This is a genomic window from Stappia sp. ES.058, from assembly GCF_900105595.1.
Classification (GTDB): Bacteria; Pseudomonadota; Alphaproteobacteria; order Rhizobiales; family Stappiaceae; genus Stappia.
On the sequence record NZ_LT629784.1, the window covers coordinates 375,586 to 401,126 of the forward strand.

The window sequence follows — 25,541 nt, forward strand, 5'->3', positions numbered from 1 at the left end:
GCCCGTGAAGGCCCGCACATGAGCTACGCGACGGCTCGCACAGGCGAGGAAAACCGGCAGGGAGCTGCAATGACGATCCGGCAGTTGAGCGACCATGCGATCAACCAGATCGCCGCCGGCGAGGTGATCGAGCGTCCCGCCAGTGTGGTCAAGGAACTGGTGGAAAACGCCATCGATGCCGGCGCGCGCCGGATTTCCGTGGCGACGGCCGCCGGCGGCAAGACGCTGATTCGGGTCGATGACGACGGATCCGGCATGCGCGGCGACGACCTTCCGCTCGCCATCGGCCGGCATTGCACGTCGAAACTCTCCGAGGACGATCTCTTCGATATCCGCTCGCTCGGCTTTCGCGGCGAGGCGCTGCCCTCCATCGGCGCGGTCGGGCGCCTCTCGCTCACCTCGCGCCACGCCGACGATCCGCATGGCTGGACCATTCCCGTTGAAGGTGGCGCGCGCGGGGAGATCCGCCCGGCCAGTCGTCCGTCCGGGACCCAGGTGGAGGTCCGGGACCTCTTTTTCGCAACGCCGGCGCGGCTGAAGTTTCTCAAGTCCGACCGGGCGGAGGCTTCCGCGATCACCGACGTCGTCAAGCGGCTGGCGCTGGCGCATCCGTCCGTGCGCTTCGAGCTGTCGGGCAGCGACCGCCAGACGCTCACCTATGCCTCGGCCACTGGCGAGACCGCGCTGCAGGCGCGCATGGCGCAGGTGATGGGCCAGGAGTTCGTCGACAACGCCTGCGAGATCGACGCGGAGCGCGAGGATGTCCGGCTCTACGGGCTTGCGGGACTTCCGACCTATCACCGCGCCAACACGCTGGCGCAGTTCTTTTTCGTCAACGGCCGGCCTGTGCGCGACAAGCTCTTGATGTCGGCGCTGCGCGGTGCCTATGCCGATGTGCTGGCGCGCGACCGCCATCCGGTGGTGGCGCTCTTCATCGAGGTCGACCCGCGACTGGTCGACGTCAACGTGCATCCGGCCAAGGCGGACGTGCGCTTTCGCGACGCCCAACTCGTGCGCGGGCTGGTGGTCGGCGCGCTGAAACAGGCCTTCGCGGCGGCGGGACACATGGCGTCCTCGCACAATGCCACGGCGGCGCTCGCCGCCTTTTCCGGCGGGGCGGGCGGTGGTGTGTCGGGGGCAGGCGGTGCCGCGGCGCGCGACTGGCGTGCGATGCCCGACAGACGGGGAACGACGGACTGGCGCACCTCCGCCTACCGCCCGCTGCAAGCGGACGCCGGCTTCGACGCGCCCGATCAGGCGGGCTTCGCGGCGGTCAGCCAGCCCTCTGCGGATGCGCGCGCGCATGAGGATGCGGCGCCGGAGGATCGCATGGCGCGTCCGCTCGGGGCCGCGCGTGCGCAGATCCACGAGACCTATGTGATCGCGCAGACCGAAACCGGGCTTGTCATCGTCGACCAGCATGCCGCGCACGAGCGTCTCGTCTACGAACGGCTGAAGAGCGCGCTGGCGGAACGCGGTGTTGCGCGGCAGGGGCTGCTGATTCCGGAAATCGTCGAACTGCCGGAGGAAGACGTCGCGCGCCTTGCGGAGCGGGCCGGGGAACTGGAGGCGGTCGGTCTGGTGCTGGAGGCCTTCGGTCCCGGCGCCATTGCCGTGCGGGAAACGCCGGCAATGCTTGGCCAGATCGACATTCGCGGCCTCGTTCGCGATCTTGCAGACGATCTTGCGGAATGGGACAAGGCGACGCGTGTGCGCGAGCGGCTCGATCATGTCGCCGCCACCATGGCCTGTCACGGCTCGGTGCGCGCGGGACGCCGGATGCGGCCGCAGGAAATGGACGCACTGCTGCGCGACATGGAGGCGACGCCGAACTCCGGCCAGTGCAACCATGGCCGCCCGACCTGGATCGAACTGAAGCTCGCCGATATCGAACGCCTGTTCGGGCGCAAATAGCGCAAGCGTGCAGGCTTTCGTCACGAAACGGTCGCTGTCCGCGTGGCAGGAAGCGCAGGGCGCCGGCTGACCGGCGCATCGCGGATCGGGATCCACACATGAGCCGGAGACTTGCCCCGATATTCGCTTGGAGCGCTGCGGTCGTCCTGATCGTGCTCGGCCTCCTCACGATCTGGCTGCCGATCCCGACCGGCGTGCCGCTGCTGGTGGGCGGCCTTGTCCTGATCCTTTCGACAAGCCGGCAGGCGATCCGCTGGCTGAGGGCGCGCCGGCGTCGCAATCTCGATTTCAACCGGCTGATGAGCGGGCTGGAAGACCGGGCCCCCGCGCCGATGGCCCAGGTGCTCAGGCGCAGCCGTCCGTCCGCCCGCCCTTCGGCCCATGTCTGAGCACTGCGCGGGGCGTCAGATGGTTTTCAGAAAAACAATCTGGCTGTCGCCGACGGTGCGGCGGTCGAGAACCTCGAACCCGTCCGGAATGGCGATCTCGGTGCGGGCGTCTTCTTCCAGGATGGCCAGCGCGCCGGGCGCAAGCCAGCCACCGGCCCGGGCCGAGGCAAGTGCTGCCTCGCCGAGCTCCTTGCGATAGGGCGGGTCGGCGAAAACCAGATCGAAGGGCGGGATGGTTCCGGCCGCACCGAGACGGGTGGCGTCGCGGCGAAAGATCTTGGTGGCGCCCGTCAGCCCGAGCGCTTCCACATTGGTGCGGATCGCGCCGCGCGCTGCCGTCGCCTCCTCGATGAAGGTGCAATGGCGCGCGCCCCGGCTCAGCGCTTCCAGCCCAAGCGCGCCGGACCCTGCAAACAGGTCGAGAACGCGCGTCTCGTCGAGCGCCTCGGGATGAGAATGCGCGAGCACGTTGAACATTGTCTCGCGCAGACGGTCGCTCGTCGGCCGCGTTTCGGACCCGCGCGGTGCCTCAAGGGGTTTGCCCCTGAAGCGCCCGGCAACGATCCTCACCGCCCGCCTCCGCCGCGCGGACCCTTGCCCCCGTCGCCGCGCGGACCCTTCGGGCCTGCGCCTTTCGGACCGGACCCGCGCGGACCTGCGCTACGGGGACCGCCTGCGCCCGGACCCGAACCACGCGAGCCGCCGGCGGGGCCTGAATGTCGCGGTCCCGAGGATCTTGGTCCTGAATTTCCGCGCCCGCCGCGTTCGCCGGCGTTCCGTCCGACTGTGTCACGTCCGCCCGCATCGCGTTCCCGCTTGCCGGGGCGCGGGGCGCTGTCGCGATCCGCGCCACTGCGCGGCGGTCTGTCGCGTGCCGGCCCGCCTCTCGACGGCCTGTCGCCATCGCGTTGCGGGCGATCCCGCTCGCCACGCGGGGCTGCGTCCCGTTCCCGACCGCCTGCACCACCGCGCGGCGCACCGCCACGCGAGGGGGCTCCGCGTGCCGGGGCGCCACGACCCGGACCACCACGCCCCGGCCCGCCACGACCCTGGCCGCCGTCCTCGGGCGGCGGCGCGCGGTCTTCCACCAGCGAGCCGTCCTCCTCCCAGATGCGGCGCTTGCGACCGAGCTTCGTTTCCTCCACCGGTCGCGGCTTCATGTCGGATGTGAAGCGGAAGCGCGAGCGCGGCGAGACATAGGCCGGTTTGTCTGCCTGTGCCTTGTCGGGCCGCTCGCCACGGCGGGCATCGCCACCGGCGGGTTTTCCGCGTGCCGGCTTGCCCTTGGTCGCCCGGGCCGTCGTCTCCGCCTTTCCCTCGCGGGCACTGAGGTAGCGACCTTCGCTTTGCCGGGGCGCGGGGCCGCGCGGCGCACGGGCCGGCTTGGCGGTCTCCTCGCCATCGGATGCGGTGAGGATCGGTGCCTCGAAATCGACACCGGCTTCGTCGGCCAGCCGGTCGCCCAACTGGTCGCGCAGCACCCGGCCGCGGATCTCGCGCACGTCGCCCTCGTCGAGATCGGCCAGCTGGAAGGGTCCGAAGGACACGCGGATCAACCGGTTCACGACCATACCAAGATGCTCGAGCACCTTCTTGATTTCGCGGTTCTTGCCTTCCCGGAGCGCGATTGTGAGCCAGACGTTGTCGCCCTGCGCCTTGTCGATCGTGGCCTCGATGGCACCGTAGAAGACGCCGTCGATGGCGATGCCGTCGGCCAGCGCGTCGAGCTTGTCCTGGGTGATGCGGCCATAGGCGCGCACCCGGTAACGGCGCAGCCAGCCGGTAGCGGGCAGCTCCAGCACCCGGCCAAGGCCGCCGTCGTTGGTCAGCAGCAGCAGGCCTTCGGTGTTGATGTCGAGCCGTCCGATGGTCAAAACGCGCGGCAGCGTCTTCGGCAGGCGGTCGAACACGGTCGGCCGGCCTTCCGGGTCGTGGTTCGTCGTCACCAGCCCGCGCGGCTTGTGATAGAGCCACAGCCGGGTGCGCTCGCGCTCCGGCATCGGCTCGCCATCGATCGTGATCTTGTCGCTGGCGGTGACGGTGACGGCGGGTGTCGTCAAGAGCTTGCCGTTGACCGCGACCCGGCCGTCCACGATCCAGCTTTCCGCCGTTCGGCGCGAGCACAGCCCGGCGCGCGCCATGACCTTGGCCACGCGCTCGCCCGCGTTGCTCTTCGCGCTCTCGGTTGCCGGCGGCTGGCTCTTGTCGCGCTTGGGCGACGGCTTTCCCGCCCCTGCCTTCTGGAACGGGCGTTTCGGGCCGCGGCCCTCCGGGCGGGACGGACGTGGGGCGCCGTCGGGCGCGCGTGTCGGTCTGGACGTGCGGTCGGTTCCGCGCGGGGGGCGTTTGTCTTTGGTCATGGCGCGCGTCATACCAGAGCCGCCGATCCCGGGGAAGCGGGCTTTTCGCGCGGGCGTCATGCATTTCCGGCAAGGGTTGCGACTTGCGCGCGGTCTTGTCCGTTTCCTTTTTCGCGGACCGGCGATAGGCTCCGCCGCGATGAGCGTAGATCGAGCTTCCCCCTGCCCGGCCGATACCGGCTTCATGGACCTTGCGCTTGCCCAGGCGCGGCTTGCGGCGGCGCGCGGTGAAGTGCCTGTCGGCGCGGTTCTGGTGCGCGATGGCGAGGTGTTGGCCGCCGACGGCAACCGCACCCTCGAACTCCGCGATCCGACCGCCCATGCCGAGGTTCTGGTGCTGCGCGCGGCCTGCGCGAAAGCCAACAGCCAGCGGCTCCCGGGCTGCGATCTTTACGTTACGCTCGAACCCTGCCCGATGTGCGCGGCGGCGATTTCCTTTGCGCGCCTGCGCCGCGTCTATTTCGGCGCCGGCGATCCCAAGGGCGGCGCGGTGGAACACGGCGTGCGCCTTTATGCGCAGCCGACCTGCCATCATGCGCCGGAGGTCTATTCAGGACTGGCAGAGCGCGATGCCGCAACGCTCCTGCGCGACTTTTTTCGCACCCGCCGCGACGGCGGCATCTAGGGTCAGGACCTGTTGCCATGACTGAAATGGCGTTCGAGATGACGAGAGATGCAAGGAAAAGCTCGAAGAGCGGGGCCGTTCCCCCGGTCGAGGGCTTTGACGCCACAGGTCGACGTCAGCCCGAGCGTCCTTCGGATCGGGCGGATCCGCACGGGATACCATGTCGCAATCCCTTGAAAGGCTCCAGCCTTCCGGCGGGCTTGCTCCTCGTATCCGCACACATCCGCTCCGACCATCGCAGTCATATCAACAGGTCCTGACCCTAGTCCCGCATTTTGCCTCCTGTCGTGTTTGCCTGCGGCCTGTTCCCTCCGGGACTGAGGTCGGCGCCCGGGCGTGGCAGGCTTTTCCTGCGAACGGGAGCTTTCCCGTGTACGGGACCCGGCGCGACCGGCCCGTCTGGTTTCAAGGCAAGGCAAATTGGAGGACGCGATGTCGATCGAACGAGCGATTGTGATGCTGTGCGGCGTGGCTGCGGCGGCTGTTGCGGCGGGATCGCCCGCATCCGCGGCGGATGACCGCTTCGTGTGCTGGGACCCGAGCCCGGCGCAGCTTGCGGCGGATGTCGAATACTGGACTCCGGATCGCCGCGCAGCCGCCGTGCCGGAGACCTTCGGCCTGACCACACCGCCGGGTGCGGACGCGCTCGCGGCACCGATGGTGGCCTCGAGCAAGGCGGATGTTGCGGTTGCGCCCTATTCCTACGGTGGCAAGCTCTTCTATTCGCGCGGTGGCAACGACTATTCGGCGAGTGCACAGTTTCTGTCCAAGGACAATACCGTGCTCGCGGCCGCTCACAGCATGTACAAGGGCGGCAATCAGGCGACCAACATCACCTTCTACCGGGCGTATGACGGCGGCGGCGGCACGAAGTTCGACATCGAGAATGCCGCGGTGCTCGCCGGCTGGCCAGGCATTGCCGACGATGCGCCTTCTCCGCAGAAAAGCGCGCTGGATTATGCGATCCTCAAGACGTCCGCGAATTCCGATGCTGGCAAGTTCGCGCTCGGCAAGGACGCCGATTTCGTCGATGTGACGCTGATCGGCTATCCGGTCGCGAAGGAGGACGGAGCGCATATGTACAAGCAGCCCTCCCAGCGTATTGCAACGATCGGAGACGCCTTTCAGGCCGAACCCAACGACCTCACCCAGGGCGCAAGCGGCGGGGCGTGGTTCATCGGCGCCGCGGCGCCCTACACGGCGGTGAGTTCGATTTCCTCCGGCAGTGGCGGGAAGGTCTACGGACCGGTGTTCAAGGATCTCACTCAGGACCTCGTCGACTATGTCGCGGCCGGCTGCCAGTAGGCGGCGCGACAGGCACAAACACGACCTGTCGCGGTCCACGCCCTAGCGCATCGGCCGCGACAGCGCACTCAGGGCGTCGGGATCGAGAATGGTGATGCGGCTTCCCTGCACGCGGATGAATTCCGCGACATGCCAGCGCCGCATCTGGAGATTGATCTTCGGGCGGCTGGCATTGATCATCTGCCCGATCACGCTTTGGGAGATCGGCCGGTCGATCAGGATGCCGCCGTCGACATTGCGCCCGTCCTGGTCGCCGAGTTTGATCAAAAGCCGGGCCAGCCGGGTCTCGAGCGTGTAGAGCGACGTGGTTTCGGTGAAATCGAGGATCTCTCGCACCTGGCTGCAGACCCGCAACAGCAGCTTGCGGGTGAAGGTCGCGTCCTCCAGCAGCCGTTCGAACACGCTGTGGGTGATGCGCAACACCCGTGTCCGGGTCTGGGCGCACGCCTCGCACTGAGTGGTGCCCCCCGTGATCAATTCGATTTCGCCGAAAATGTCGCCGCAGGTCAACTCGCGGATGATGACCTCCTTGCCCTCCTCGGACGCAAGCGAGAGCGCGATTGACCCCGATATCACGATCACCGCGGTGTCGAGGTGCTCTCCCTGCGGAAAGACGGTCTGGCCGGCTGTATAGGTGGTCTCGCGCAAGGGCGCGGTCTCGCGGTTCAGCAGCGTCTCGTCGAAGTGCTCGAAGAGGAACAGGGACCTGAGAAACGCCAATCGTTCGGCTTGGGTCTGGTTCTGCAACATGAGCCCCCGCGTAGACTTCCCAAAATGCAACCTCAGTTAGATCTAATTGACGATTCAATTTTTAATTGTATCCCGGGGAACAGGTGATCTTTCGCTTGCGACATACGATGAAAGCTGCCTGGCGCTGACGCGGTCACGCAGGTGCAGCGGGCGGCCCCGGCGTTCCGGTCGAAGCAGGACGGGCCGACCCGATCATTGGTCGAAACCGAATTGGAGAGAGCGAATGACATTTCGAATGGGAGCCCGCCCGGCCAAGGAAGATCTCGAAGCCGCACAGGCCTACAGCCTGACCGTTCTCAACGAGAACAGCCAGTTGCAGCAGTTTGCGATGTTCCAGACCATTCCCAACATCGTCGGTCCGTCCAGCGACCCGTTGTCGCTTGCCTGGATGCTGGGAACGGCCGCCCCCGGCAGTCCGAGCAATCCGAGCCAGTCGTCCTTCAGCTGGCAGATCGATTATTCGGCCAACACCGGCTACGTGCAGGACATCGGCACAACGACCGATCCGCGCCGCTTCACGACGGCAAGCAACATCGGTGTCGCCATCGACAGCGACAACATGCTCGACGTCACCTATCTCGGGACTTTCCCGAACGGCGCGCCGGCGTTTCCCAGCAATCCGTCTTCCGGCACCACCGGCGAGATCCAGGTTCAGGCCGACGGCAAGATCCCCACCCACGCCGAGACACAGTCTCAAAACATGACGATCAACGTCGGCATCGGCATGAACAACAAGCCGACCGTGGTGGTCGAGCTTCTGCCGAACCTTTTGTACCAGTTCACGCCGAAGCCGACCTACTACATCATCTCCGGTTCCTTCGTCGAAGGGCAGGTGATCGACACGGCCATTTCGTCTGCAGCCTACAAGGTCGTCTTCGACGGCGTGACGACGAAGACCCTCAAGTTCACCGCGAACAACCAGTTCGAGCCGGCGTAGCCGCCGCGACACACGGATCGCAGACCTCCCGGGCGAGTGTTCGCCCGGGAGGTCTGGTCGTGCTGCGCGGCGCGGATCCGGTGGAGACGGGACAGGGAGTGCGATCCAAATGCCGTTCAAACGCGGTCGGTTGCCCGAAGCCGAAGAAGCGAGGCTGCCCTTCAATGTGGAGGTGCTGAACGAAAGCGCCGCCGACCAGACCTTTGTGATGCTGGCCGATCCGGGAACCGCCACCGTCGCGCCAAACGCTCCCGCACCCTTGCCGCTTGCCTGGCTCGTCGGGGTCATTCCGGGCAAGGTCGACGGCATCGTGTCCGCCGGTTACTTCTTCTGGTCGCAGGATTTCGCCTATGCGCTCGGCGAGATCACGTCGAAGGGCGCCGGCACCTTCATGGAAACGCTCGCGGCACCGATGGCCGTCGGCGGCAACAACACGGTTGAGACCGGCTTCACCGGATCGGCCGGGCAGGGCGCGCCGAAACTGATTTCGGTTGGCGCCAGCAGCAATCCGGATTTGACCATGTCGAGCAATGGCGATGTTCCCAACGCCACCCTGCAGGCCGCCGCCCTTGTCTACTACGCCGGCTCCTGGGCCATCGGCGAGGCGGACACGGCGGGCCGCTATGCGGCAACCCGGGCCATTCAGTACCTGCCCAATCTCACCGAAACGCTGGTGCCCGCCGCCAGCTACGCCATTCTTGCCGCGTCGTCCCGGACAACTCCGGGCGATGTCCTGTCGGCGACGGTCGTGTCGAAGGCCTATGCCATCGACTTCGCCGGCGCGCCGATCGTGCGGCTCACCTACACCGCCAGCAACACCTTTCAGCCGAGCTGACCCTGCGGCTTCGGCCTCGACCCGGTGTCCTTTCTTGCGATATATGCGCAAGCTGCGGCTTGGCGCCGCCGCCACGCGTGAAAGGAGATCCGATCATGATCGCCGTGATTTTCGAAGTCTGGCCGAAGGACGGTCACACGGGGGCGTATCTGGACATCGCCGCCGAGCTCAAGCCGTTGCTCGCCGACGTCGACGGGTTCATATCCGTTGAGCGCTTCGAAAGCCTGACGGAGCCCGGCAAGCTTTTGTCCGTCTCCTTCTGGCGCGACGAGGACGCGCTCTCCGCCTGGCGCCACCAGGCCGAACACCGCATCGCGCAAGGCAAGGGCCGGCACACACATTTCGCCAACTATCGCCTCAGGGTCGCAAGCGTTTCGCGCGACTACGGCATGAACGAACGCGACGAGGCCCCGGCCGACAGCGTCGCGCTGCACGGCTGAGCGCTCACCACCGGCGGCGGAACGGCCCGTCGAAGCCATGGGCGTAGACCGGCAGGTCCCCGGCCAGCGGTTCGTCGTCGGTCATGTCGATCATGCCATCATGCGGGTGGTGTTGCGCCGGCCTCCAGAAGCAGCGCGACGCAATCTTCGTGGTCCCGATGCAACGCCAGGACGAGGGGAGAAATGCCGTCGGTTGGATGAGTGGCGTTCGGATCGGCGTTGGCCTCGAGCAGAAGCGTGACGCAGTCGGCGTGGCCGTTCAGCGCGGCCAAGTGGAGCGGGAAGGTGCCGGTGTTCGGGTCTGTGGCGTTCGGATCGGCGTTGGCCTCGAGCAGACGCCTGACGCAGTCTGTGTGGCCGTTCAGCGCGGTCATGAGGAGCGGGAAGGTGCCGTTCTGCTGATTGACGTTGTTCGGATCGGCTTTGGCCTCGAGCAGATGCGCGACGCAGTCCGCGTGGCCGTTCTGTGCGGCCATGAGGAGCGGGAAGGTGCCGGTGTTCGGGTCTGTGGCGTTCGGATCGGCTTTGGCCTCGAGCAGATGCGCGACGCAGTCCGCGTGGCCCTCCTGCGCGGCCATGAGGAGCGGGAAGGTGCCGTCGACCGGATCGATGGCGTTCGGATCGGCACTGGCCTCGAGCAGACGCCTGACGCAATCTGCGTGGCCGTTCTGCGCGGCGAAGCCGAGCGGGAAGGTGCCGGTGTTCGGGTCTGTGGCGTTCGGATCGGCTTTGGCCTCGAGCAGATGCGCGACGCAGTCGGCGTGGCCCTCCTGCGCGGCCATGAGGAGCGGGAAGTTGCCGGTGTTCGGGTTTCTGGCGTTCGGATCGGCCTTGGCCTCGAGCAGCAGCGCGACGCAGTCTGCGTGGCCCTCCTGCGCGGCCATGAGGAGCGGGAAGGTGCCGTCGACCGGATCGATGGCGTTCGGATCGGCGTTGGCCTCGAGCAGAAGCGTGACGCAGTCTGCGTGGCCGTTCTGCGCGGCCATGAGGAGCGGGAAGGTGCCGGTGTTCTGGTTTCTGGCGTTCGGATCGGCGTTGGCCCCAAGCAGATGCGCGACGCAGTCTGCGTGGCCATTTTTTGCGGCCATGAGGAGCGGGTAGGTGCCGGTGTTCGGGTCTGTGGCGTTCGGATCGGCGTTGGCCTCGAGCAGCAGCCTGACGCAGTCCGCGTGGCCGTTCTGCGCGGCGAAGCCGAGCGGGAAGGTGCCGTCGACCGGATCGATGGCGTTCGGATCGGCACTGGCCTCGAGCAGACGCCTGACGCAATCTGCGTGGCCGTTCTGCGCGGCTTGGAGGAGCGGGAAGGTGCCGTCGGTTGGATGAGTGGCGTTCGGATCGGCTTTGGCCTCGAGCAGACGCCTGACGCAGTCTGCGTGGCCCTCCTGCGCGGCCATGAGGAGCGGGAAGTTGCCGGTGTTCGGGTTTGTGGCGTTCGGGTTTGTGGCGTTCGGATCGGCCTTGGCCTCGAGCAGACGCCTGACGCAGTCTGTGTGGCCGTTCTGTGCGGCCATGAGGAGCGGGAAGGTGCCGGTGTTCGGGTTTCTGGCGTTCGGATCGGCCTTGGCCTCGAGCAGCAGCCTGACGCAGTCTGCGTGGCCCTCCTGCGCGGCGAAGCCGAGCGGGAAGGTCCCGTTGGTTGGATGAGTGGCGTTCGGATCGGCCTTGGCCTCGAGCAGCAGCCTGACGCAGTCTGCGTGGCCCTCCTGCGCGGCCATGAGGAGCGGGAAGGTGCCGTCGGTTGGATGAGTGGCGTTCGGATCGGCCTTGGCCTCGAGCAGCAGCGCGACGCAGTCCGCGTGGCCCTCCTGCGCGGCGAAAAGGAGCGGGAAGGCGCCGTTGCTATCGTTGCGATTGACGTCCGCGCCGCCCGCAAGCGCTGCGGCAAGCAGGCCGTCCAGTCCGTAATAGGCGGCGAGGTTCGTATCGAACCCGCTGTAATCGGCATCCGGGAAACGCACTGCCGCGAGCGCCTGTGTCACCGGGTTGGTTGAAAAGTCGTCCCTGAGACGGATCAGGAAAGCGGTCAGCATGTCGGGGTCGAGGGTCGCCGCATGGCGGATGAGCGTCTCGACGCGCGCCAGCGCATCGGCGCGTTTGTCGGGTTTCGACACATCCCGCAGACACCAGAGCACCATATATTCGCCGAGAAGGTCCGGCTCGCGCGCCGGGAAGGTGGCGTCGCCGTCCGGATCGAGCGCGGCCGGCGGGAAGCCGAGCAGGCAAAAGGCATCGTGTCCCGCCGCGCCCCGCAGGTCGCCATAGGTCGCCGCAAGCTCCCTGGTTGCGGCGTCGCTTTGTCCCGGACCTTCGAACAGTCTCTGCGCGTCGATGCCGCCGATCATGGTGGCGAGACAGGCGAGGTTACCGGCCCGCGCCGACATCTCCTTCGGCCGGTCGGGGGCATCGGGGTGGCGCGGCCAGTTCTTCGCCCGTTCGTTGTCGAAGGTTTTTCCAAGAAGCGTTGCGATATCCGTTTCAAGCGCAAGGGGCGCGCCATCGACAGGCTCTTCGCCGATCAGGCTCGCGAACATTATCGCAAACAAAGGCCGCCAGGCCTTGGAGCTTTTGGCCGGATCGGAGTGGCGACCCCGCAGGGTGTCGAGCAGCCGCGTTTCCAGGGACCGATCGAGCGGCGGCTTTCCGGCGAATGCGCGCCAGGAATTGGCGACCGCGATCATTTCGTCCTCGGCGAGGGCGTCGACGACCAGCGGACCGGCGGGAGCGGTGCACGTTTCCTTGCGATGAACGCTCGCTTGCAAGCGGATGGATTGATCCGCATCGGCGTTCGCCGACCGCAGCCAGTTGAAGCCGCCTTTCGCGCGCTCATCGAAGGCATAGCCGACGCGCTCCAGCACGAGGAGCCGCACCGGGGCGTCGAGCTGCGGATTGGCGGACCCATCTGCCCGCCCGGCGAGCGCCGTGATCGCCTTGACCACGTTTGCCGCCTTCTGCGGCGCGGCGGCATAATCCACGATGCAAAGCGTCGGCACCTCAAAGGGTTCCCTTTTCCAGTCGAAGTTTTCAAGCTCCTCTGCATCGATGAAGCCTGCGTCCCAGGCGGCGTCCAGTTCGTCGACGAGGTGCAGCGCGAGCCGGCTCTTGCCCTGACCGCCCTCTCCGGCGATCTGCCACCAGGCGAAATCCGCGTCGCTTTCCAGAAAATCCCGGAGCTGCGCCAGCTCCCGCTCACGGCCCACGACCCGCGTGCTCCTTTGGCGAAACGTCAGTTGCACGAAGGACGATTTGTCGGTCTCGATCGCGCGCTTGCGGTCGAGCGCCAGCCGGCCGCGCGCGGCAAGGCGTTGATCGGTGCGTTGCAAGAGATCCCGTATGAAAGCGGTATCTTGCTCCACCCGTGCCACGGAGAGCGCAATGCCGTCGATATCGTTGGCGCGCTTGTCCAGTTCGGCAAGCGACGCCTGCACGTTGTCGTCGCTCTTCGCCAGCATCTCGCGGACCTCCTGCAGGCCGCTTCTGATCTCGCCGCCGACACGGTGGTCGAAGGCGCGCGCCGCCTCCCTGTGGTCGCGGCTTTTCAGCCGTTCGATGAAGCTGTCGAGCACGCGCTTGCCGAAGCGGTTGAGACCGTCCGCATCGCTGCGGTCCAGTTGCGTGCGGGCCGCTTCGGGAAGCCCTTCGCCGTCGCGCGCCTCCAGCGTTTCGCGGAAGGCGGTTGCGAGCGTGGCGCAGGTGGTCTTCAACTCCGCCGTGGCGACGGTCGCCTCCGGGACCGCCGCGACGACGCGGGTCATGATCTCTTCGCCGACGACGGTCTCGAACGGCGTCGTCCTGTCCTCCGCGTCCCGCCCGCGCGCCTCGATGAAGAGACGGACGCGCGCGTCGAACGCCGCCAGATCGGACGGGTCGGCCTGCGACAGCTCGTGCTCGGGAACGGCGTTCAGCCGGGCGAGCCAGTCGAGCCCGGCATCGCGAAGCGACAGCGTCAGCAGCCGTTGCAGATCGTGGTTGGTGCCTGGTTCAAGCGGCGCCTGACGGAGGGATTCCGACAGGCGTCCGGCGATCCTTTGCCGAACCTGCGTTGCGCGGGTGACAAGGGCCGCTCCGGACCGGGTCTTCGCGCAGACCGACACGACCTGTCCTGTCGCCCAACTCGTTGCAACCCCCAATGCCCAGGTCCCGACACCCAGGGTCACCGGATCCGCCATGCCCACCCCTTTTCCGCAATGCCCGAAGGCAGTCTGGAGAAGGCGGATCGGAAGTTCAATCCCTGAATGTCGCTGGCAATCGGTGCAACTTTTTCCCCGTTCAGCGCTCGGGAAGCACCAGCACCGTCGTTTCGGCTGGAAGCGACGCGCGGCTTGCGATCAGCAGCGGCGTGTCGCTCAAGGTCAGCGCATAGCCTTCGCCCACCATGCGGGCGGTGAAGCTCTCCAGCGAGCCGTAGGTGTAGGCATGCATCGGGATGATGAGGCGCGGCGACACGGCCTCGAGCACCTCGACCATGCTGTCGAGGCGCAGCGTCGAGGCATTGTCGACGGGGGCGAAGACGATGTCGATGGTGCCGAGCCGGGCGAGGTCGTTTTGCGTGAGGCGATGGTGCAGATGGCCCAGATGGGCAATGCACAGGTCGGCGACCTCGAAGACGAAGATCGAGTTGCCGAGCCGTCGGGTCTCGCCGTTCCAGCCGCGGATGTTGGTCTGGATGTTGCGGATGCGCACGTCGTCGACCAGCAGATCGTGGTCCATCGGCCCGCCGTCCGGGTTCCAGCCGAGCAGGACGTGTTCGATCCCCGGATCCGGGTTCATGGTGAAATGCGTGCCATGCGCGCCGTTCATCGTCACGATGCGCGGCAGGCGCTCCGGCTTGTGGATGGCGTTGTAGTCGGTGGCGATGCGCACGCCCATCGGCGTCTCGATCTCGAAGGTGGCATGTCCGATGTAGCGGATCGCGACCTGATCGCGGGCAAGGGCTGTCGGCTGGACCAGCGCGGCGCGCTGCACGAGGGGCGGCGGCGCGCGCCAGGCATCGGCGAGGATCTGGCAGGAGGCCTGTGCCGCGCCGGTCAGGCCCGCCAGCGCGAGGGCGCTCGCGCCGAGCCGGGTCAACATGTGCCGGAACCCGTGTCGTCCGGTATCGCGTCGTGATGAAACCGCCATGCGCACCTCCCTGTCCTTGCGTAAGGATAGGCTCGCGCGCAAGAGCTTCAAGACCGGCCGGTGCCGTTTGCCTCGAATGTCTCGATCGCGACGGAAATGCGCCGCTTGACCATGTCGCGCATCGGTTCGGCGGCAGCGAGGATCTTTTCGGTCTTCATGAAATCGAGCACGCGGAAGGCGGCGATGTCCGGCTTGACCAGAATGTCCGGCTGTCGGGTCTTCAGTTTCTCCAGCGTGATCGACTGCATCAGGATCTGGGTTGCGCCGAAAACCGCGTCGCCCGCGCCCGGGATCGTCTTTCCCTTGCGCGGCATTGGCGAGCCGACGACGTCGGAGGCGACGACGATGTCGATGTCCTCCGGCAGCGCGTCGAAGGGGAGGGGATTGACCAGACCGCCGTCGACCATGACCCGTTCGCCGACGAGAACGGGTTTGAACAGCGCCGGTATCGCGATCGACGCGGCGACGGCGGAATGCAGGGCACCGGTGTCCATCCGCGATTCCCGGCAGCGGAAGAAGTCGGTTGCGACCAGCGTCAGCGGGATCTTCAACTCCTCGAAGGTTTCGGGAATGTGGGCCCCGACGAAATGATGCACCACCTTGCCTGCATCGAACTGCATGAAGCCGGGCGTGCCGAAAATGTCGCCGAAGCGTCTCGGCCGCAGCTTCCACAGCCGCGAGAACACCGCATTGCGGTCGCGGAAGGTCGCTGTGGAAATCTCGCGCAGCTCCTCGCCGCTCAGGCCGCTGGCGTAGGCTGCGCCGAAGATCGCGCCGATCGAGGTCCCGGAAATCGCATGCGGCACGATCCCCAGATCGTCGAAGGCCTCCATGACCGGGACATGCGCCATGCCGCGCGCGCCGCCGCCGCCAAGCGCCAGTCCGATCCGGGGTGTCGTCATTTCGTGTCTCCGCGCCTGGGCGTTGTCGCCGGGGTCAAGCCGCGTATCAACTCCGCGAATGCGGAATGAATATGATCGCGTGAGGGCCCGTCACGCCCCGGCCGGCTTGCGCACGACGGTCGGGGTCTTGTTGTAGGGGGCCTTTTCAAGCGCAAGCCTGCGGTTGCGCATGAAATCGTCCACCGCCTGCGTGGCGCCGGCGACGGCCGTGTAATCGTCGATGACGATCGCGCCGCCGGCAACCACGCGCTCGTACAGGTGTTCCAGCACGAAAGCAGTCGGTTCCAGAACATCCATGTCGAGATGCAAAAGCGCGATCCGAAGCGCCGGGTGCGCTTCCAGAAAGTCCGGCAGCGTGTCGAACACGTTTCCGGCCACCAGTTCGGTGTTGGAAAAGCCCTTTCCGGCGAGAAGTGCCGCGACCTCGTCGACCGACAGGCCGTCTCCGCCTGCGCGTTCCCAGTTCTCGATGAAGGCGTGGTCGCCGTCGAGCGTGAGCGCGCGGGTGGGAAAGACGCCGAAGGCATCGAAACCGATCAGCGCGCGCGCGTCGTCGTTTTCCAGAACGCGGCGAAACGTGGCGAAGCGGATGAAGGAGGCGGCCTTGAAAACGCCGAACTCCAGCACGTCGCCCGGAAGCCCGACGATGGTTTTGTAGATTTCGTATTGCGCCAGCGCCTTGGCCATGCGGTTCGGCGGCGCGAACCAGTTGTAGCCGTTCTCGTGGTCCCAGACGTCCGCCCGGCTCAGTCCGCGCACCCGTGTCCGGTTCGCCGTGAGGTCATTCTCGCCCGAGCCTGACAATCGTTCGTCTCCTGCATCACGCGTCATCGCGGTGTGTTGCCACTATGGAAGCGGGCGGAATCGCAAGTCAATCAACCGCAGTGCTTGCGGGCATCACGACCTCGCCAACGGCAACCCTTCCGGAACGGACCACGCGGGCATACCATCCGCCATGTCCGCGCATGGCGTTGTAACCGCCAAAGCCGAGCTCTTTTTCCATCCTGCTGCAGGGCGCGCAAGGTCCCGAGATTTCGATCTGCGCCCCCCCGAGCGCGACGGTCCGGTGACGCAGCGCGGCCAGATTGATGCCCGAGACCACGATGTTGCGGCGCAATCGGGCAGGCTCGATGGCAGCGGTCCCGACAAGGCTCGCGATCAGCGGCAGGTGCTCTGCCTGGATCAGCGTCACGGCGCGCTTGCCGCCGCTGGCGTGGTGGTCTCCTTCCAGCCCCGTCTCAAGCAGATGGGCCGCCTCGACAGGCTCGACCGGCGCAAGGCGCGCCGGGCGCAGGCCGATCCAGTCGATCCGCCCGCTGCGGGCATGCCGGGACAGCAAGTCTTTCAAATCCATGGATGCGTCCCCCGCTGCCTGCTTGCGCCATTGCGCTTGTCTTCGGCCACGGAATGCGGCACGACATTGTCAATCTCACACACGGATCCGGAGATTTCCCATGGCATCGCTGACGCCGTTCCATCTTGCCTTCCCGGTTCACGATCTGGAAGCCGCCCGTTCATTCTATAGGGATGTGCTCGGCTGCGGCCAGGGGCGCGAGGCCGACACCTGGATCGATTTCGACATGTTCGGCCACCAGATCGTCGCGCATTTCGACAAGGACGCCGCCGCGCAAGGTCCGCTGGTCAACCCGGTCGACGGCGATTCGGTGCCGGTGCCCCATTTCGGCGTTGTGCTCGCCATGGACGACTGGACCGCTCTCGCGGAGCGTTTGAAAACGCGCGACGACACCCGTTGGGTGATCGAGCCAAAGATCCGTTTCAAGGGCGAACCCGGGGAGCAGGCGACCCTCTTTGTCCTGGATCCGTCCGGGAATGCGCTTGAATTCAAGGCCTTCGCCGACATGGGTCAGCTTTTCGCGAGCTGAAGCCCGCACGGAGCGTCCGCGCGTCATGCCGAGATCGCCGGCGGCGCCCGTGGTGTCGTCGAGGGAATACGGCTAGGATCGCGGGGGAAGGTGGTCGCCTCCCGGCCACCCCGCGACCTTTCATGTTGCGAGCGAACACGAGACCGAATGGCCAGCGAAGCCGCGCCTCCCTTTTTTGTCGAATCGATCCTTTTCCTGTCGGCGACCGTCGTGGCGGTGCCGCTGGCGAAGCGCGTCGGTCTCGGCTCCGTCGTTGGATATCTCGCCGCCGGCATGGCGATCGGACCTTTCGGCCTGGACTTCATCCCGTCGCCGGAGGAAGTCAGGGGCGTCGCGGAACTCGGCGTGGTGCTTCTGCTGTTCGTGATCGGGCTTGAACTGGAGCCGGCCCGCCTGTGGCGGATGAAGGGCGATATCTTCGGCCTCGGCACGTCCCAGGTCCTGGCTTGCGGTGCGGCGCTGGTCGGGCTGTTCCTGCTTGCCGGACAGGCGCCGAATGTCGCGATCATCGCCGGACTCGGGCTGGCGCTGTCCTCCACCGCCTTTGCGCTGCAGATCCTTCAGGAACGCGGACAACTCTCCACCAGCTACGGTCAGCGTGCCTTTGGCATTCTGCTCCTGCAGGACATGGCGATCGTGCCGCTGCTGGCGCTCGTTCCCATTCTCGCGCCGGGCAAGGACGATGTCGGCGGCACCGGCATTCTGATGGAAATCGGTATCACGATCACCGCCGTCGGCGGGGTGATCGTGGCGGGTCGCTATCTGTTGACGCCGTTGTTCACGCTGCTGTCGGCTGTCAGGGCGCGTGAGGTGATGCTCGCCGCGGCCCTTCTGGTTGCGCTGGGAAGCGGCGGGATCATGCATGCGGCCGGCCTGTCGATGGCGCTCGGTGCGTTTCTCGCCGGGGTCCTGCTGGCGGAATCGAGTTTTCGTCACACGCTGGAAGCCGACATCGAGCCCTTCCGGTCGATCCTCATGGGCCTGTTTTTCATTTCCGTCGGCATGTCGCTGGATCTTGGGCTGGTTGTCGAGAACTGGCGCCTGGTGGCGCTGGGCGTCGTCGCCGTGATGGGGGTGAAGGGTATCATCATCTGGGGGTTGTCGCGGGTTTTCGGGTCGACCAACTCCGACGCCTTGAAGATCGCCGTGACGCTGCCCCAGGGGGGCGAGTTCGCCTTCGTGCTCTTCACCGCGGCCGCCGCTGCGGGCGTCCTGCAGAGCGAAATCCTGACGCTCCTTCTCGCCGTCGTCGTGCTTACGATGCTGATGACGCCGATCGGCTGTCTGGCCCACGATCTTCTGGCGAAACGGCTGCAGGAGCGCGGCGTGGAGCCGGCGGCGATCGAGGGGTTCGACGAGACCCGCCCGACCGTTCTGGTGATCGGCTTCGGGCGGTTCGGCATGATGGTCTCGCAGATGCTCACCTCCGAGGAGGTCGAGGTGACCGCGCTCGACAACCGGGCGGATCGGGTCGCCTACGCGCGGAAGCTCGGTTACAAGGTCTTCGTCGGCGACGCGACGCGGGCGGATGTTCTCAAGGCTGCCGGTGCGGAGGAGGCCGTTCTCGTCGCGTTGTGCATCGAGAACGACCAGGTGATGGGCCAGGCGATCGACCTTGTCCGCTCGAATTTTCCGAAAGCCAAGATCTACTGCCGCGCGACCGACCGCGCCCATGCGCTGGATCTCACCCGGCGCGGCGTCGATTTCCAGATCCGCGAGACCTTCGAGTCGAGCGTCACGTTCGGTCGCGCCGCGCTGGGCGCGCTCGGGATCGCAAACGACCGCATCGCCGAGATCGAGACCGATGTGCGCCGCCGCGATCAGGAACGTCTCGACGCGCAGTTGCGTGACGGGTTCATGGCCGGATCCGAGACGTTGCACCGGGTCACGCCGCGCGCCGGCGCCTCGAAGGGCAGGCAAACCGGTCCGGCGCCTGACACGACACGGGACGAGTGACGACAGACGCAAGCGCGGGATGCGCGGGGCTGGCAAATGAGGCCGCGCGCGGCTATCTAGGGGCGAGATTCAGGTGAACAACCAGACGAACGCACGGACGTTGCGAGGCACGACATGATGAACCGGATTGAGACCCCCCGCGCGCCGGGCGAAGCGCGCATCCGCTATCTCGACGCGGATTACCAGATGCTGTCGCCGGGAACATTCGTGCGTTGCGCCGTGACCGGTCAGTCCATTCCGATCGACGAGCTGAAGTACTGGAGCGTTTCGCGCCAGGAGGCCTATGTCGATGCGGCCGCCTCGATGCGCCGCTTCAAGGAAGCCGGCGGCGCCTGAGAATTTTGCGAAACGCGACCTTCAATCGACAAATTTTGTGCCGGATTTAAGCAATTTTGCGTTTGAAGTTGATGAAATTGCACGAATTGCCGTCTCCAGGAAGGTTGCAAGCGCCTCCGGCTCGCTGAGCCGCATCTCCACCTCCAGCACCCGGGCGCGCGCCGCGAGCTCTGTCAGCGCTGGTGTCGTCGCGCCGGCGAGACGGACGTGATCCTTGCGCGTCGTGACCAGCGTGAGCCCCTGTGCATCGGCCTCGCGCAGCAGCGTTTGCGCATCGCTTTCATGATAGCGGTGGTGATCGGGATATCCCCGCGCCGCGACGATCTCTATGCCCGCCTCCCTGGCGGAGCGGAACACCTTCTCCGGTCGTCCGATACCGGCAAAGACAAGGGCCCGCGCCCCCTTCAGGTCGTCCGCGGCAAAGGGCACCAGCGCAGCGTGGAATGCCGCGACATCTTGGGCATCGGTCCGGGCGAGGACGGCCGCGCCGGCTGTTCCGTCGCCGATAGCGACCAGCGCACCGGCGAAGGGCATCTGCCGCGCAAGGGGCGCCCGCAAGGGCCCGGCGGGCACGCAAAGACCATTGCCGATGCCGGTCTCGCCGTCGACCAGAACAAGTGACAGGGTTTTTTCCAGATCCGGGTTTTGAAACCCGTCGTCCATCAGCAGAATGTCGCCAAGGGTTTCGGCAAGCCGCGCGCCTGCGACCCGGTCGCGCGCGACCACCGTCGGCGCGCTTTCGGCCAGCAGAAGAGCCTCGTCGCCGACATCCGGTGCGCCATGCCGGGTCGGGTCAACGAGGAGCGGGCCAGTTTCGCGTCCGCCGTAACCGCGCAGCAGAAAGACCGGCGTCCAGCCGTTCTGGATCAAGAGCGGCGCGAGCGCCAGGGCGAAGGGCGTCTTGCCCGTGCCGCCTGCGACGAAATTTCCGACGCAGATCACGGGACTGTCGACGCGCCCCTTCGGTGCGCGGGCCATGCGCCAGGCGGTGATCGCACCGTAGAGCGCCGAGACCGGCTGAAGCAGGCGGGCGAGGGCGGACGGCCGGGCACGCCACCAGAACGAGGGTGCCCGGCGCAGCCCGCTCATCTTTCGTCTCCGTCCGGCAGCAACGTGCTCAATTCGTGCAAGGTGGCAGCGAGCGCACCGGCACCGGCTTCGCTGACCTCGGCGGCGACGTCCGCGCGCCGGGCCCGCAGTCCGGGATCGCGCAGAAGCGCGACGACGGCCGCTCCCAGGCTCTGCGCGTCGCGCACGATCTGCGCGCCCTTGGCAGACAGCAGCGGCGTGTAGATGTCTTCCAGGTTGAAGACATGCGGACCGGTCAGGATCGCTGTGTCCAGCCGGGCGGCCTCAAGCGGGTTTTGGCCACCCTCCGGCACCAGTGACTTGCCGATGAAGGCAACGGGCGCAAGCCGGTAGAAAAGCCCCATCTCGCCAATGGTGTCTGCCAGATAGACGTCCGTGTCGGCGGCAAGCGGCTCTCCTCGCGAGCGTTGCGCGACGCGCAATCCGCTTGCGCGCAGGTCGCTTGCGATCCCGTCGCCGCGATGGGGATGACGCGGCACCAGCAGCGTCAGCAGGCCGGGCAGGGCGGCGGCGGCGGTGCGGTGGACCTCGTCGATGAGGGACTCCTCGCCGTCGTGGGTGCTGGCGGCAAGCCATGTAGGGCGCTCGCCGATTGCGTGCTTGAGATCCGCCAGCGCCTGCGGATCCGCCTTGAGCGATCCGCTGTCGTATTTCAGGTTGCCGGCGACGGCCACGCGCCGCGCGCCGAGTGCCGCCATCCGCTGCGCGTCTTCCCTGGTTTGCGCCAGACACAGGTCGATGCGCGAGAACACCTGCCAGGCAAGCCCGCGCGCCCTGGCCCAGCCTCGTGACGTGCGCTCAGACATGGTCGCACTGACGATGGCGAAGGGGATCTGCCGGCCGGAGAGGGCTGCAATGGTCGCTGGCCAGATCTCCGATTCCATCGTCACGGCCAGGTCCGGACGCCAATGGGCAAGAAAACGCTCAAGGTTCGGCGCGGTGTCATAGGGGACGAACTGATGTGTGATGCCGGCGCGAGTCCGGCTGGCGGCGATGCGCGCCGAGGTGACGGTTCCGGTCGTCAGCAGGACGTTCAGGCCCCTGCCGATCAGGGCATCGATCAGCGCGTCGGCGGCGTTCATCTCGCCGACACTTGCCGCATGCAGCCACACAAGCCGTCCGACGGGGCGCGCGCAGGATGCTCGCCCGAACCGTTCGCCACGCCGTGATCCGTCCTCCTTGCCGCGTGCGGCCCTGCGACGAAACAGCAACGCCAGGCCCGGATTGGCGATATGGCCGAAGGCCCGGTAGCCGGCAAGCGCGGCCGCGCCGATCCAGCGGCTGGGCGCGGCGGGACGCGATGGCACGGGCGCGCCCGGCGTTTGCGTTTCCGGCGCCTGGCTCATGAGCGTTGCACCAGTTCGTCGGCGCGCTGCGTCACGGCATTCATCGCGGCCTCGACCTCGAGACGCGCGGCTTCGATGCGCGCCTCGTCGGCGTCTTGCGGCACGTGAATGAGCGGGCCGGTCGCAATCGACATCGTGCTGAACGGCAGGTTGATCGTCGCCCTGTCCCAGGAGCCCAGCGTGATGTGCCAGCGCGTGGCGGCAGCGAGCGGCAGGATCGGGCGGCCCGAGCGGGCGGCCAGCTGCACGATGCCGGGGCCGGCGACCCGCGAGACCTTGGGTACGTCGGCGGTGATGGAGACGCTTGCGCCCTCGCGAAGCGCGCGCAGCGCCTCTATGAACCCGCGCGCGCCGCCGCGTTTGGCGACCTGATGCGGCTTGTGCGCGCCGGAGGCGCGGATCGCGCCCATGCCGAGACGCTCGGCCGCAATCGCGTTGATCTCGCCGTCGGCGGATTTCGAAATCATGGCGCGCGCCTCATGTCCGGGCGGACGGGCGAAGGGTAGCAGGAAGTGCTGTCCGTGCCACATGGCGCAGATCACCGGCAGGTCCGGGCGGATGGCGTCGAAAAAGTCCGGCGGATCGAGTACGAATGTGCTCGTGCTGCGCACCATCTGCAAATAGCCGCCGAGTGCCTTGCCGATCGCGCGCTGGACGAACGGCGCGCGGCCCGCCCGCTTCAGCATGATGGCATTCGCACGGCGTGCGACAATCTCGACACGATCCGCATGTCTGTCCGCTTACTGTCCGTCCGTTTCCGGGTCGAGCAGCCGGTGCATGTGGACGATGAAGTACCGCATATGTGCATTGTCGACCGACTGCTGGGCCTTTTGCTTCCACACTTTCTGCGCGCTGGCGTAATTTGGGTAGATGCCGACCAGGTCAAGCGAATCCAGATCCCGGAAGGTGAGGCCGTCGACCGTTTCCAGTTCGCCGCCAAAAACGAGGTGAAGCAGTTGCTTGCCAGTATCTTCGTTTGTCATTGTCTGTCTCCGAGGGGCCGGTGCCGCAAGGGATCGCCGGGCTACATGAGCTCGGCCAGGATGGGTCTGAGCGGATCGACGAGAGCCTTCGGTCCACCCAGCAGGGCAGGGTGACGAACGCTGCCGCGGTTGTAGGACAGCGGTCGTCCGCGCAGGTCCTCAAGGCGCCCGCCCGCTTCCTGCACCAAAAGATCGGATGCCGCAAGATCCCAGTCGCATGCATTCTCGCGCACGACTGCAAGGTCGATGCGCCCGGCCGCGAGAATGGCGAGCCTGAGGGCCAGCGAGGGAACGTATCCGGCCGGGCGAATGCCCATGTCGCGCAGCCGGTCCCGGGAGGTGATCGCCTTCGGTCCGGCAGCGCTCGCGCCGTTGAGCGAGGCCCGGTCGGAGATCCGAAGCGGGGCGCCGTTGCAGGTGGCGCCATGCCCGGGGGCGGCGGTGTAAAGGTGATCGGTGACCGGCTGATAGAGCGCGGCCGCGACCGGGCGCCCCGCTTCCACCACCGCGATCGCCACGGTCCATTCCGGCGAGCCGGACAGAAAGCCGCGCGTGCCGTCGATCGGATCGACGACGAAACTGCGCGCGGAATTGAGACGCGAGCTGTCGTCGGCGGTTTCCTCCGACAGCCAGCCGTAGTCCGGCCGCGCCGCCTGAAGGATCTCGGCGAGCTGGCGGTCGACCGCGAGATCGGCCTCCGAGACCGGCGAATCATTGTCCTTCGTCCAGCGGTGCGGATCCTTGCGGAAGTAGCTCATCGCCGTCGCTCCGCCCTGGCGGGCGGCCTGTGCGATCAGCTCCATGTCCGCGAGGTTCGCGCGCGCGTCACTGACCGGCAATGGTGATGCCCCTCACAAGCAGGCTCGGCACCGCGAAGGCGGAGCGGGTGTCGAGATCGCTGCCCGCGACAAGCCCGGCGAACATGCCGGTCAGATTGCCGGCAAGCGTGATCTCGCTGACAGGATAAGCGATCTCGCCGTCCTCGATCCAGAAACCCGAGGCTCCGCGTGAATAGTCGCCCGTCACGCCGTTGACCCCGTGGCCGATCAGATCGGTGACCAATAGTCCTGTTCCGATGTCCTTCAACAGCTCGGCCTGGGACATGTTTCCCGGGTGGAGCGTCATGTTGGTGGCACCGGGCGAGGGACCTGCGCCGCCGCGCGAGGCGCGGCCGTTGGATTGAAGACCCAGCTCGCTCGCCGTTGCCGTGTCTAGCAGCCATTGGGTCAAAACGCCGTTTTCCACCAACGTCAGCGGCCGCGCCGGGCGTCCCTCGCCGTCGAACTGCCGGCTGGCCGGTCCGCGCGGTCGGGTCGGATCGTCGGTGATGGTGATTTCGGAGGAAAAGATGCTCTCGCCGATGCGGTCCTTCAAAAAGCTGGTGCCACGGGCAATTGCGGCACCGTTGATCGCACCGGCGAAATGGCCAAGCAGCGAGCGCGCCACGCGCGGCTCATAGACAATGTCGGCGGTGCGGGTGGAAAGCTTGCGCGGGTTGACCCGGGCAACGGCGCGCGCGCCCGCCTGCTGGCCGATCGCCTCGGCGGCATCGAGGTCGGTGAGATAGGTCCGGCTGTCGAAATCGTAGTCCCGCTCCATCGCCGTGCCGTCGCCGGCAATCGCGGTCGCCGAGACGCCGTGGCGCGAGACCAGGTGGCTGCCGCAAAAGCCGTTGCTAGTTGCCAGCACCAGCCCGCCCAGCCGCCAGGAAGCGCTGGCGCCGCCCGACTTGGTCACGCCCTTGACGGCCAGTGCCGCCGCTTCCGCCGCCCTGGCCCGCTCCGCCAGCGCAAGGGCATCCACGGTTGCCGGATCGACAAGATCGAGATCGGCGAACTCCGTTGCAAGCTCATCCGCCGGAACGAGCGTCGCAAAAGGATCCTCGGGTGCGGCTTTCGCCATTGCGACGGCGCGCTCGGCGAGCGTCTCCATCTCCTGAAAGGCGTTCGATGACACGCTGGCGATGCGGCGGCCGCAGAAGACCCGCAGCGTGATGTCGTCGCCTTCGGCGCGTTCGCTTTCCTCCACCTTGCCATCGCGCACATCCGCCGACAGGGACACGCCCGTGCTGGCCACGACGTCGGCGGCATCGGCCCCTGCGGCGCGCGCGGCCTGGACGAGGCGTTGTGCCGCGTCCATCAGGTCGGACTGGTCGATAGAAAGCTTCATTGCGGGATCCTTGTTTGGCGGTGCCGGGACCGTAGTGTTGGTCGCCGTGTCCGGCAAGTTGCACGGGAGGTCGTGGTGACGTTTTGTTTGGGATGTTCGCTCACCATTCTCTAACCTTCTTTAAAATCAGAGAAAATTAACCTCGCTTGTTAAGACGATCGGGACGGTCGGCTGCTACCGTTAAGACATCAGAGGCCAAGACAA

24 protein-coding genes are annotated in these 25,541 nt (G+C 66.7%); 10 read left to right on the forward strand and 14 right to left on the reverse strand.

The window, feature by feature from the left end:
• The first annotated feature begins 69 nt into the window (after positions 1-69).
• Both mutL and BLU32_RS01790 read left to right on the forward strand, forming a co-directional pair.
• Positions 70-1,914 carry a DNA mismatch repair endonuclease MutL gene (gene mutL / locus BLU32_RS01785; protein WP_093804715.1) on the forward strand — a complete coding sequence of 615 codons (1,845 nt, stop codon included), beginning with the start codon at positions 70-72 and terminating at the stop codon, positions 1,912-1,914.
• 98 nt (positions 1,915-2,012) lie between these two features.
• On the forward strand, positions 2,013-2,303 hold the full coding sequence (locus BLU32_RS01790) for a hypothetical protein (protein WP_093804716.1): 291 nt from the start codon (positions 2,013-2,015) through the stop codon (positions 2,301-2,303).
• Between the two features lie 15 nt (positions 2,304-2,318).
• Here the strand turns inward: BLU32_RS01790 and rsmD are convergent, their stop codons facing one another.
• Positions 2,319-2,873 (reverse strand): 16S rRNA (guanine(966)-N(2))-methyltransferase RsmD, encoded by a 555-nt coding sequence (rsmD, locus tag BLU32_RS01795; protein WP_093804717.1) that lies wholly within the window; start codon positions 2,871-2,873, stop codon positions 2,319-2,321.
• On the reverse strand, positions 2,870-4,663 hold the full coding sequence (locus BLU32_RS01800) for a pseudouridine synthase (protein WP_093810449.1): 1,794 nt from the start codon (positions 4,661-4,663) through the stop codon (positions 2,870-2,872). The genes rsmD and BLU32_RS01800 overlap by 4 nt, the downstream gene beginning before the upstream one ends.
• A 139-nt stretch (positions 4,664-4,802) precedes the next feature.
• Between BLU32_RS01800 and BLU32_RS01805 the strand changes: the two genes are divergently transcribed.
• Both BLU32_RS01805 and BLU32_RS01810 read left to right on the forward strand, forming a co-directional pair.
• Positions 4,803-5,288 (forward strand): nucleoside deaminase, encoded by a 486-nt coding sequence (locus BLU32_RS01805; protein ID WP_208976959.1) that lies wholly within the window; start codon positions 4,803-4,805, stop codon positions 5,286-5,288.
• A gap of 432 nt (positions 5,289-5,720) precedes the next feature.
• Complete coding sequence (locus tag BLU32_RS01810; protein WP_093804718.1) at positions 5,721-6,593, forward strand: hypothetical protein; 873 nt, start codon at positions 5,721-5,723, stop codon at positions 6,591-6,593.
• Positions 6,594-6,635: 42 nt separating this feature from the next.
• On the opposite strand, the gene BLU32_RS01815 is transcribed toward BLU32_RS01810, so the two are convergent.
• Positions 6,636-7,343 carry a Crp/Fnr family transcriptional regulator gene (locus BLU32_RS01815; RefSeq protein ID WP_093804719.1) on the reverse strand — a complete coding sequence of 236 codons (708 nt, stop codon included), beginning with the start codon at positions 7,341-7,343 and terminating at the stop codon, positions 6,636-6,638.
• Positions 7,344-7,566: 223 nt separating this feature from the next.
• Here BLU32_RS01815 and BLU32_RS01820 point away from each other — a divergent pair, with 223 nt between their 5' ends.
• The 3 genes from BLU32_RS01820 to BLU32_RS01830 all read left to right on the forward strand — a co-directional run bounded on the left by BLU32_RS01820 (position 7,567) and on the right by BLU32_RS01830 (position 9,555).
• A complete protein-coding gene (locus BLU32_RS01820; protein WP_157727451.1) occupies positions 7,567-8,280 on the forward strand; it encodes a hypothetical protein in 714 nt (237 codons plus the stop codon).
• A 109-nt stretch (positions 8,281-8,389) separates the two neighbouring features.
• Positions 8,390-9,115: a hypothetical protein gene (locus tag BLU32_RS01825; RefSeq protein WP_093804721.1), complete on the forward strand. Its 726-nt coding sequence runs from the start codon at positions 8,390-8,392 to the stop codon at positions 9,113-9,115.
• Positions 9,116-9,210: 95 nt separating this feature from the next.
• Positions 9,211-9,555 carry an antibiotic biosynthesis monooxygenase gene (locus BLU32_RS01830; RefSeq protein ID WP_093804722.1) on the forward strand — a complete coding sequence of 115 codons (345 nt, stop codon included), beginning with the start codon at positions 9,211-9,213 and terminating at the stop codon, positions 9,553-9,555.
• A 98-nt stretch (positions 9,556-9,653) separates the two neighbouring features.
• Here the strand turns inward: BLU32_RS01830 and BLU32_RS01835 are convergent, their stop codons facing one another.
• The 5 genes from BLU32_RS01835 to BLU32_RS01855 all read right to left on the reverse strand — a co-directional run bounded on the left by BLU32_RS01835 (position 9,654) and on the right by BLU32_RS01855 (position 16,929).
• Positions 9,654-13,721 carry an ankyrin repeat domain-containing protein gene (locus BLU32_RS01835; protein WP_093804723.1) on the reverse strand — a complete coding sequence of 1,356 codons (4,068 nt, stop codon included), beginning with the start codon at positions 13,719-13,721 and terminating at the stop codon, positions 9,654-9,656.
• Positions 13,722-13,821: 100 nt separating this feature from the next.
• The gene (locus tag BLU32_RS01840; protein ID WP_208976960.1) at positions 13,822-14,673 is read right to left on the reverse strand and encodes an MBL fold metallo-hydrolase; all 852 of its coding nucleotides are present in this window, start codon (positions 14,671-14,673) and stop codon (positions 13,822-13,824) included.
• Positions 14,674-14,720: 47 nt separating this feature from the next.
• Positions 14,721-15,575: a patatin-like phospholipase family protein gene (locus tag BLU32_RS01845; protein WP_093804725.1), complete on the reverse strand. Its 855-nt coding sequence runs from the start codon at positions 15,573-15,575 to the stop codon at positions 14,721-14,723.
• 90 nt (positions 15,576-15,665) lie between these two features.
• Complete coding sequence (locus BLU32_RS01850; protein ID WP_093804726.1) at positions 15,666-16,406, reverse strand: TylF/MycF/NovP-related O-methyltransferase; 741 nt, start codon at positions 16,404-16,406, stop codon at positions 15,666-15,668.
• A gap of 40 nt (positions 16,407-16,446) precedes the next feature.
• Positions 16,447-16,929: an MOSC domain-containing protein gene (locus tag BLU32_RS01855; RefSeq protein ID WP_093804727.1), complete on the reverse strand. Its 483-nt coding sequence runs from the start codon at positions 16,927-16,929 to the stop codon at positions 16,447-16,449.
• Between the two features lie 100 nt (positions 16,930-17,029).
• Here BLU32_RS01855 and BLU32_RS01860 point away from each other — a divergent pair, with 100 nt between their 5' ends.
• From BLU32_RS01860 to BLU32_RS01870, 3 genes are all read left to right on the forward strand, one after another.
• Positions 17,030-17,458, forward strand: coding sequence for a VOC family protein (locus tag BLU32_RS01860; protein WP_093804728.1), 429 nt, complete (start codon positions 17,030-17,032; stop codon positions 17,456-17,458).
• A gap of 147 nt (positions 17,459-17,605) precedes the next feature.
• Entirely contained in the window at positions 17,606-19,414 is a 1,809-nt protein-coding gene (locus BLU32_RS01865; RefSeq protein ID WP_093804729.1) for a monovalent cation:proton antiporter-2 (CPA2) family protein, read from the forward strand.
• A gap of 114 nt (positions 19,415-19,528) precedes the next feature.
• The gene (locus BLU32_RS01870) at positions 19,529-19,750 is read left to right on the forward strand and encodes a DUF2093 domain-containing protein (protein ID WP_093804730.1); all 222 of its coding nucleotides are present in this window, start codon (positions 19,529-19,531) and stop codon (positions 19,748-19,750) included.
• 21 nt (positions 19,751-19,771) lie between these two features.
• Here the strand turns inward: BLU32_RS01870 and lpxK are convergent, their stop codons facing one another.
• Genes lpxK through BLU32_RS01900 form a run of 6 tightly spaced genes read right to left on the reverse strand, consistent with a single transcriptional unit; the run spans position 19,772 to position 25,337 of the window.
• Positions 19,772-20,839, reverse strand: a complete 1,068-nt coding sequence (lpxK, locus tag BLU32_RS01875) for a tetraacyldisaccharide 4'-kinase (protein ID WP_093804731.1) — start codon at positions 20,837-20,839, stop codon at positions 19,772-19,774.
• Entirely contained in the window at positions 20,836-22,185 is a 1,350-nt protein-coding gene (locus BLU32_RS01880; RefSeq protein ID WP_093804732.1) for a 3-deoxy-D-manno-octulosonic acid transferase, read from the reverse strand. The genes lpxK and BLU32_RS01880 overlap by 4 nt, the downstream gene beginning before the upstream one ends.
• The gene (locus BLU32_RS01885; RefSeq protein WP_093804733.1) at positions 22,182-22,871 is read right to left on the reverse strand and encodes a lysophospholipid acyltransferase family protein; all 690 of its coding nucleotides are present in this window, start codon (positions 22,869-22,871) and stop codon (positions 22,182-22,184) included. The genes BLU32_RS01880 and BLU32_RS01885 overlap by 4 nt, the downstream gene beginning before the upstream one ends.
• A 54-nt stretch (positions 22,872-22,925) precedes the next feature.
• Positions 22,926-23,168: a DUF4170 domain-containing protein gene (locus BLU32_RS01890; RefSeq protein WP_093804734.1), complete on the reverse strand. Its 243-nt coding sequence runs from the start codon at positions 23,166-23,168 to the stop codon at positions 22,926-22,928.
• Between the two features lie 41 nt (positions 23,169-23,209).
• Positions 23,210-24,007, reverse strand: a complete 798-nt coding sequence (locus BLU32_RS01895; RefSeq protein ID WP_244501777.1) for a 3'(2'),5'-bisphosphate nucleotidase CysQ — start codon at positions 24,005-24,007, stop codon at positions 23,210-23,212.
• Positions 23,994-25,337 carry a TldD/PmbA family protein gene (locus BLU32_RS01900; protein ID WP_093804735.1) on the reverse strand — a complete coding sequence of 448 codons (1,344 nt, stop codon included), beginning with the start codon at positions 25,335-25,337 and terminating at the stop codon, positions 23,994-23,996. The genes BLU32_RS01895 and BLU32_RS01900 overlap by 14 nt, the downstream gene beginning before the upstream one ends.
• Between the last annotated feature and the right edge of the window lie 204 nt (positions 25,338-25,541).

Bases quoted from the DNA above. Each gene is read 5' to 3' on its own strand.
- BLU32_RS01845 (WP_093804725.1), bottom strand. From the start codon at position 15,575: ATGACGACACCCCGGATCGGACTGGCGCTTGGCGGCGGCGGCGCGCGC.
- BLU32_RS01815 (WP_093804719.1), bottom strand. From the start codon at position 7,343: ATGTTGCAGAACCAGACCCAAGCCGAACGATTGGCGTTTCTCAGGTCC.
- BLU32_RS01865 (WP_093804729.1), top strand. From the start codon at position 17,606: ATGGCCAGCGAAGCCGCGCCTCCCTTTTTTGTCGAATCGATCCTTTTC.
- BLU32_RS01830 (WP_093804722.1), top strand. From the start codon at position 9,211: ATGATCGCCGTGATTTTCGAAGTCTGGCCGAAGGACGGTCACACGGGG.
- BLU32_RS01890 (WP_093804734.1), bottom strand. From the start codon at position 23,168: ATGACAAACGAAGATACTGGCAAGCAACTGCTTCACCTCGTTTTTGGC.
- BLU32_RS01900 (WP_093804735.1), bottom strand. From the start codon at position 25,337: ATGAAGCTTTCTATCGACCAGTCCGACCTGATGGACGCGGCACAACGC.
- mutL (WP_093804715.1), top strand. From the start codon at position 70: ATGACGATCCGGCAGTTGAGCGACCATGCGATCAACCAGATCGCCGCC.
- BLU32_RS01840 (WP_208976960.1), bottom strand. From the start codon at position 14,673: ATGGCGGTTTCATCACGACGCGATACCGGACGACACGGGTTCCGGCAC.
- BLU32_RS01880 (WP_093804732.1), bottom strand. From the start codon at position 22,185: ATGAGCCAGGCGCCGGAAACGCAAACGCCGGGCGCGCCCGTGCCATCG.
- BLU32_RS01790 (WP_093804716.1), top strand. From the start codon at position 2,013: ATGAGCCGGAGACTTGCCCCGATATTCGCTTGGAGCGCTGCGGTCGTC.
- BLU32_RS01810 (WP_093804718.1), top strand. From the start codon at position 5,721: ATGTCGATCGAACGAGCGATTGTGATGCTGTGCGGCGTGGCTGCGGCG.
- lpxK (WP_093804731.1), bottom strand. From the start codon at position 20,839: ATGAGCGGGCTGCGCCGGGCACCCTCGTTCTGGTGGCGTGCCCGGCCG.
- BLU32_RS01835 (WP_093804723.1), bottom strand. From the start codon at position 13,721: ATGGCGGATCCGGTGACCCTGGGTGTCGGGACCTGGGCATTGGGGGTT.
- BLU32_RS01870 (WP_093804730.1), top strand. From the start codon at position 19,529: ATGATGAACCGGATTGAGACCCCCCGCGCGCCGGGCGAAGCGCGCATC.
- BLU32_RS01850 (WP_093804726.1), bottom strand. From the start codon at position 16,406: ATGACGCGTGATGCAGGAGACGAACGATTGTCAGGCTCGGGCGAGAAT.
- BLU32_RS01820 (WP_157727451.1), top strand. From the start codon at position 7,567: ATGACATTTCGAATGGGAGCCCGCCCGGCCAAGGAAGATCTCGAAGCC.
- BLU32_RS01855 (WP_093804727.1), bottom strand. From the start codon at position 16,929: ATGGATTTGAAAGACTTGCTGTCCCGGCATGCCCGCAGCGGGCGGATC.
- BLU32_RS01860 (WP_093804728.1), top strand. From the start codon at position 17,030: ATGGCATCGCTGACGCCGTTCCATCTTGCCTTCCCGGTTCACGATCTG.
- BLU32_RS01805 (WP_208976959.1), top strand. From the start codon at position 4,803: ATGAGCGTAGATCGAGCTTCCCCCTGCCCGGCCGATACCGGCTTCATG.
- BLU32_RS01825 (WP_093804721.1), top strand. From the start codon at position 8,390: ATGCCGTTCAAACGCGGTCGGTTGCCCGAAGCCGAAGAAGCGAGGCTG.
- BLU32_RS01800 (WP_093810449.1), bottom strand. From the start codon at position 4,663: ATGACCAAAGACAAACGCCCCCCGCGCGGAACCGACCGCACGTCCAGA.
- BLU32_RS01885 (WP_093804733.1), bottom strand. From the start codon at position 22,871: ATGCTGAAGCGGGCGGGCCGCGCGCCGTTCGTCCAGCGCGCGATCGGC.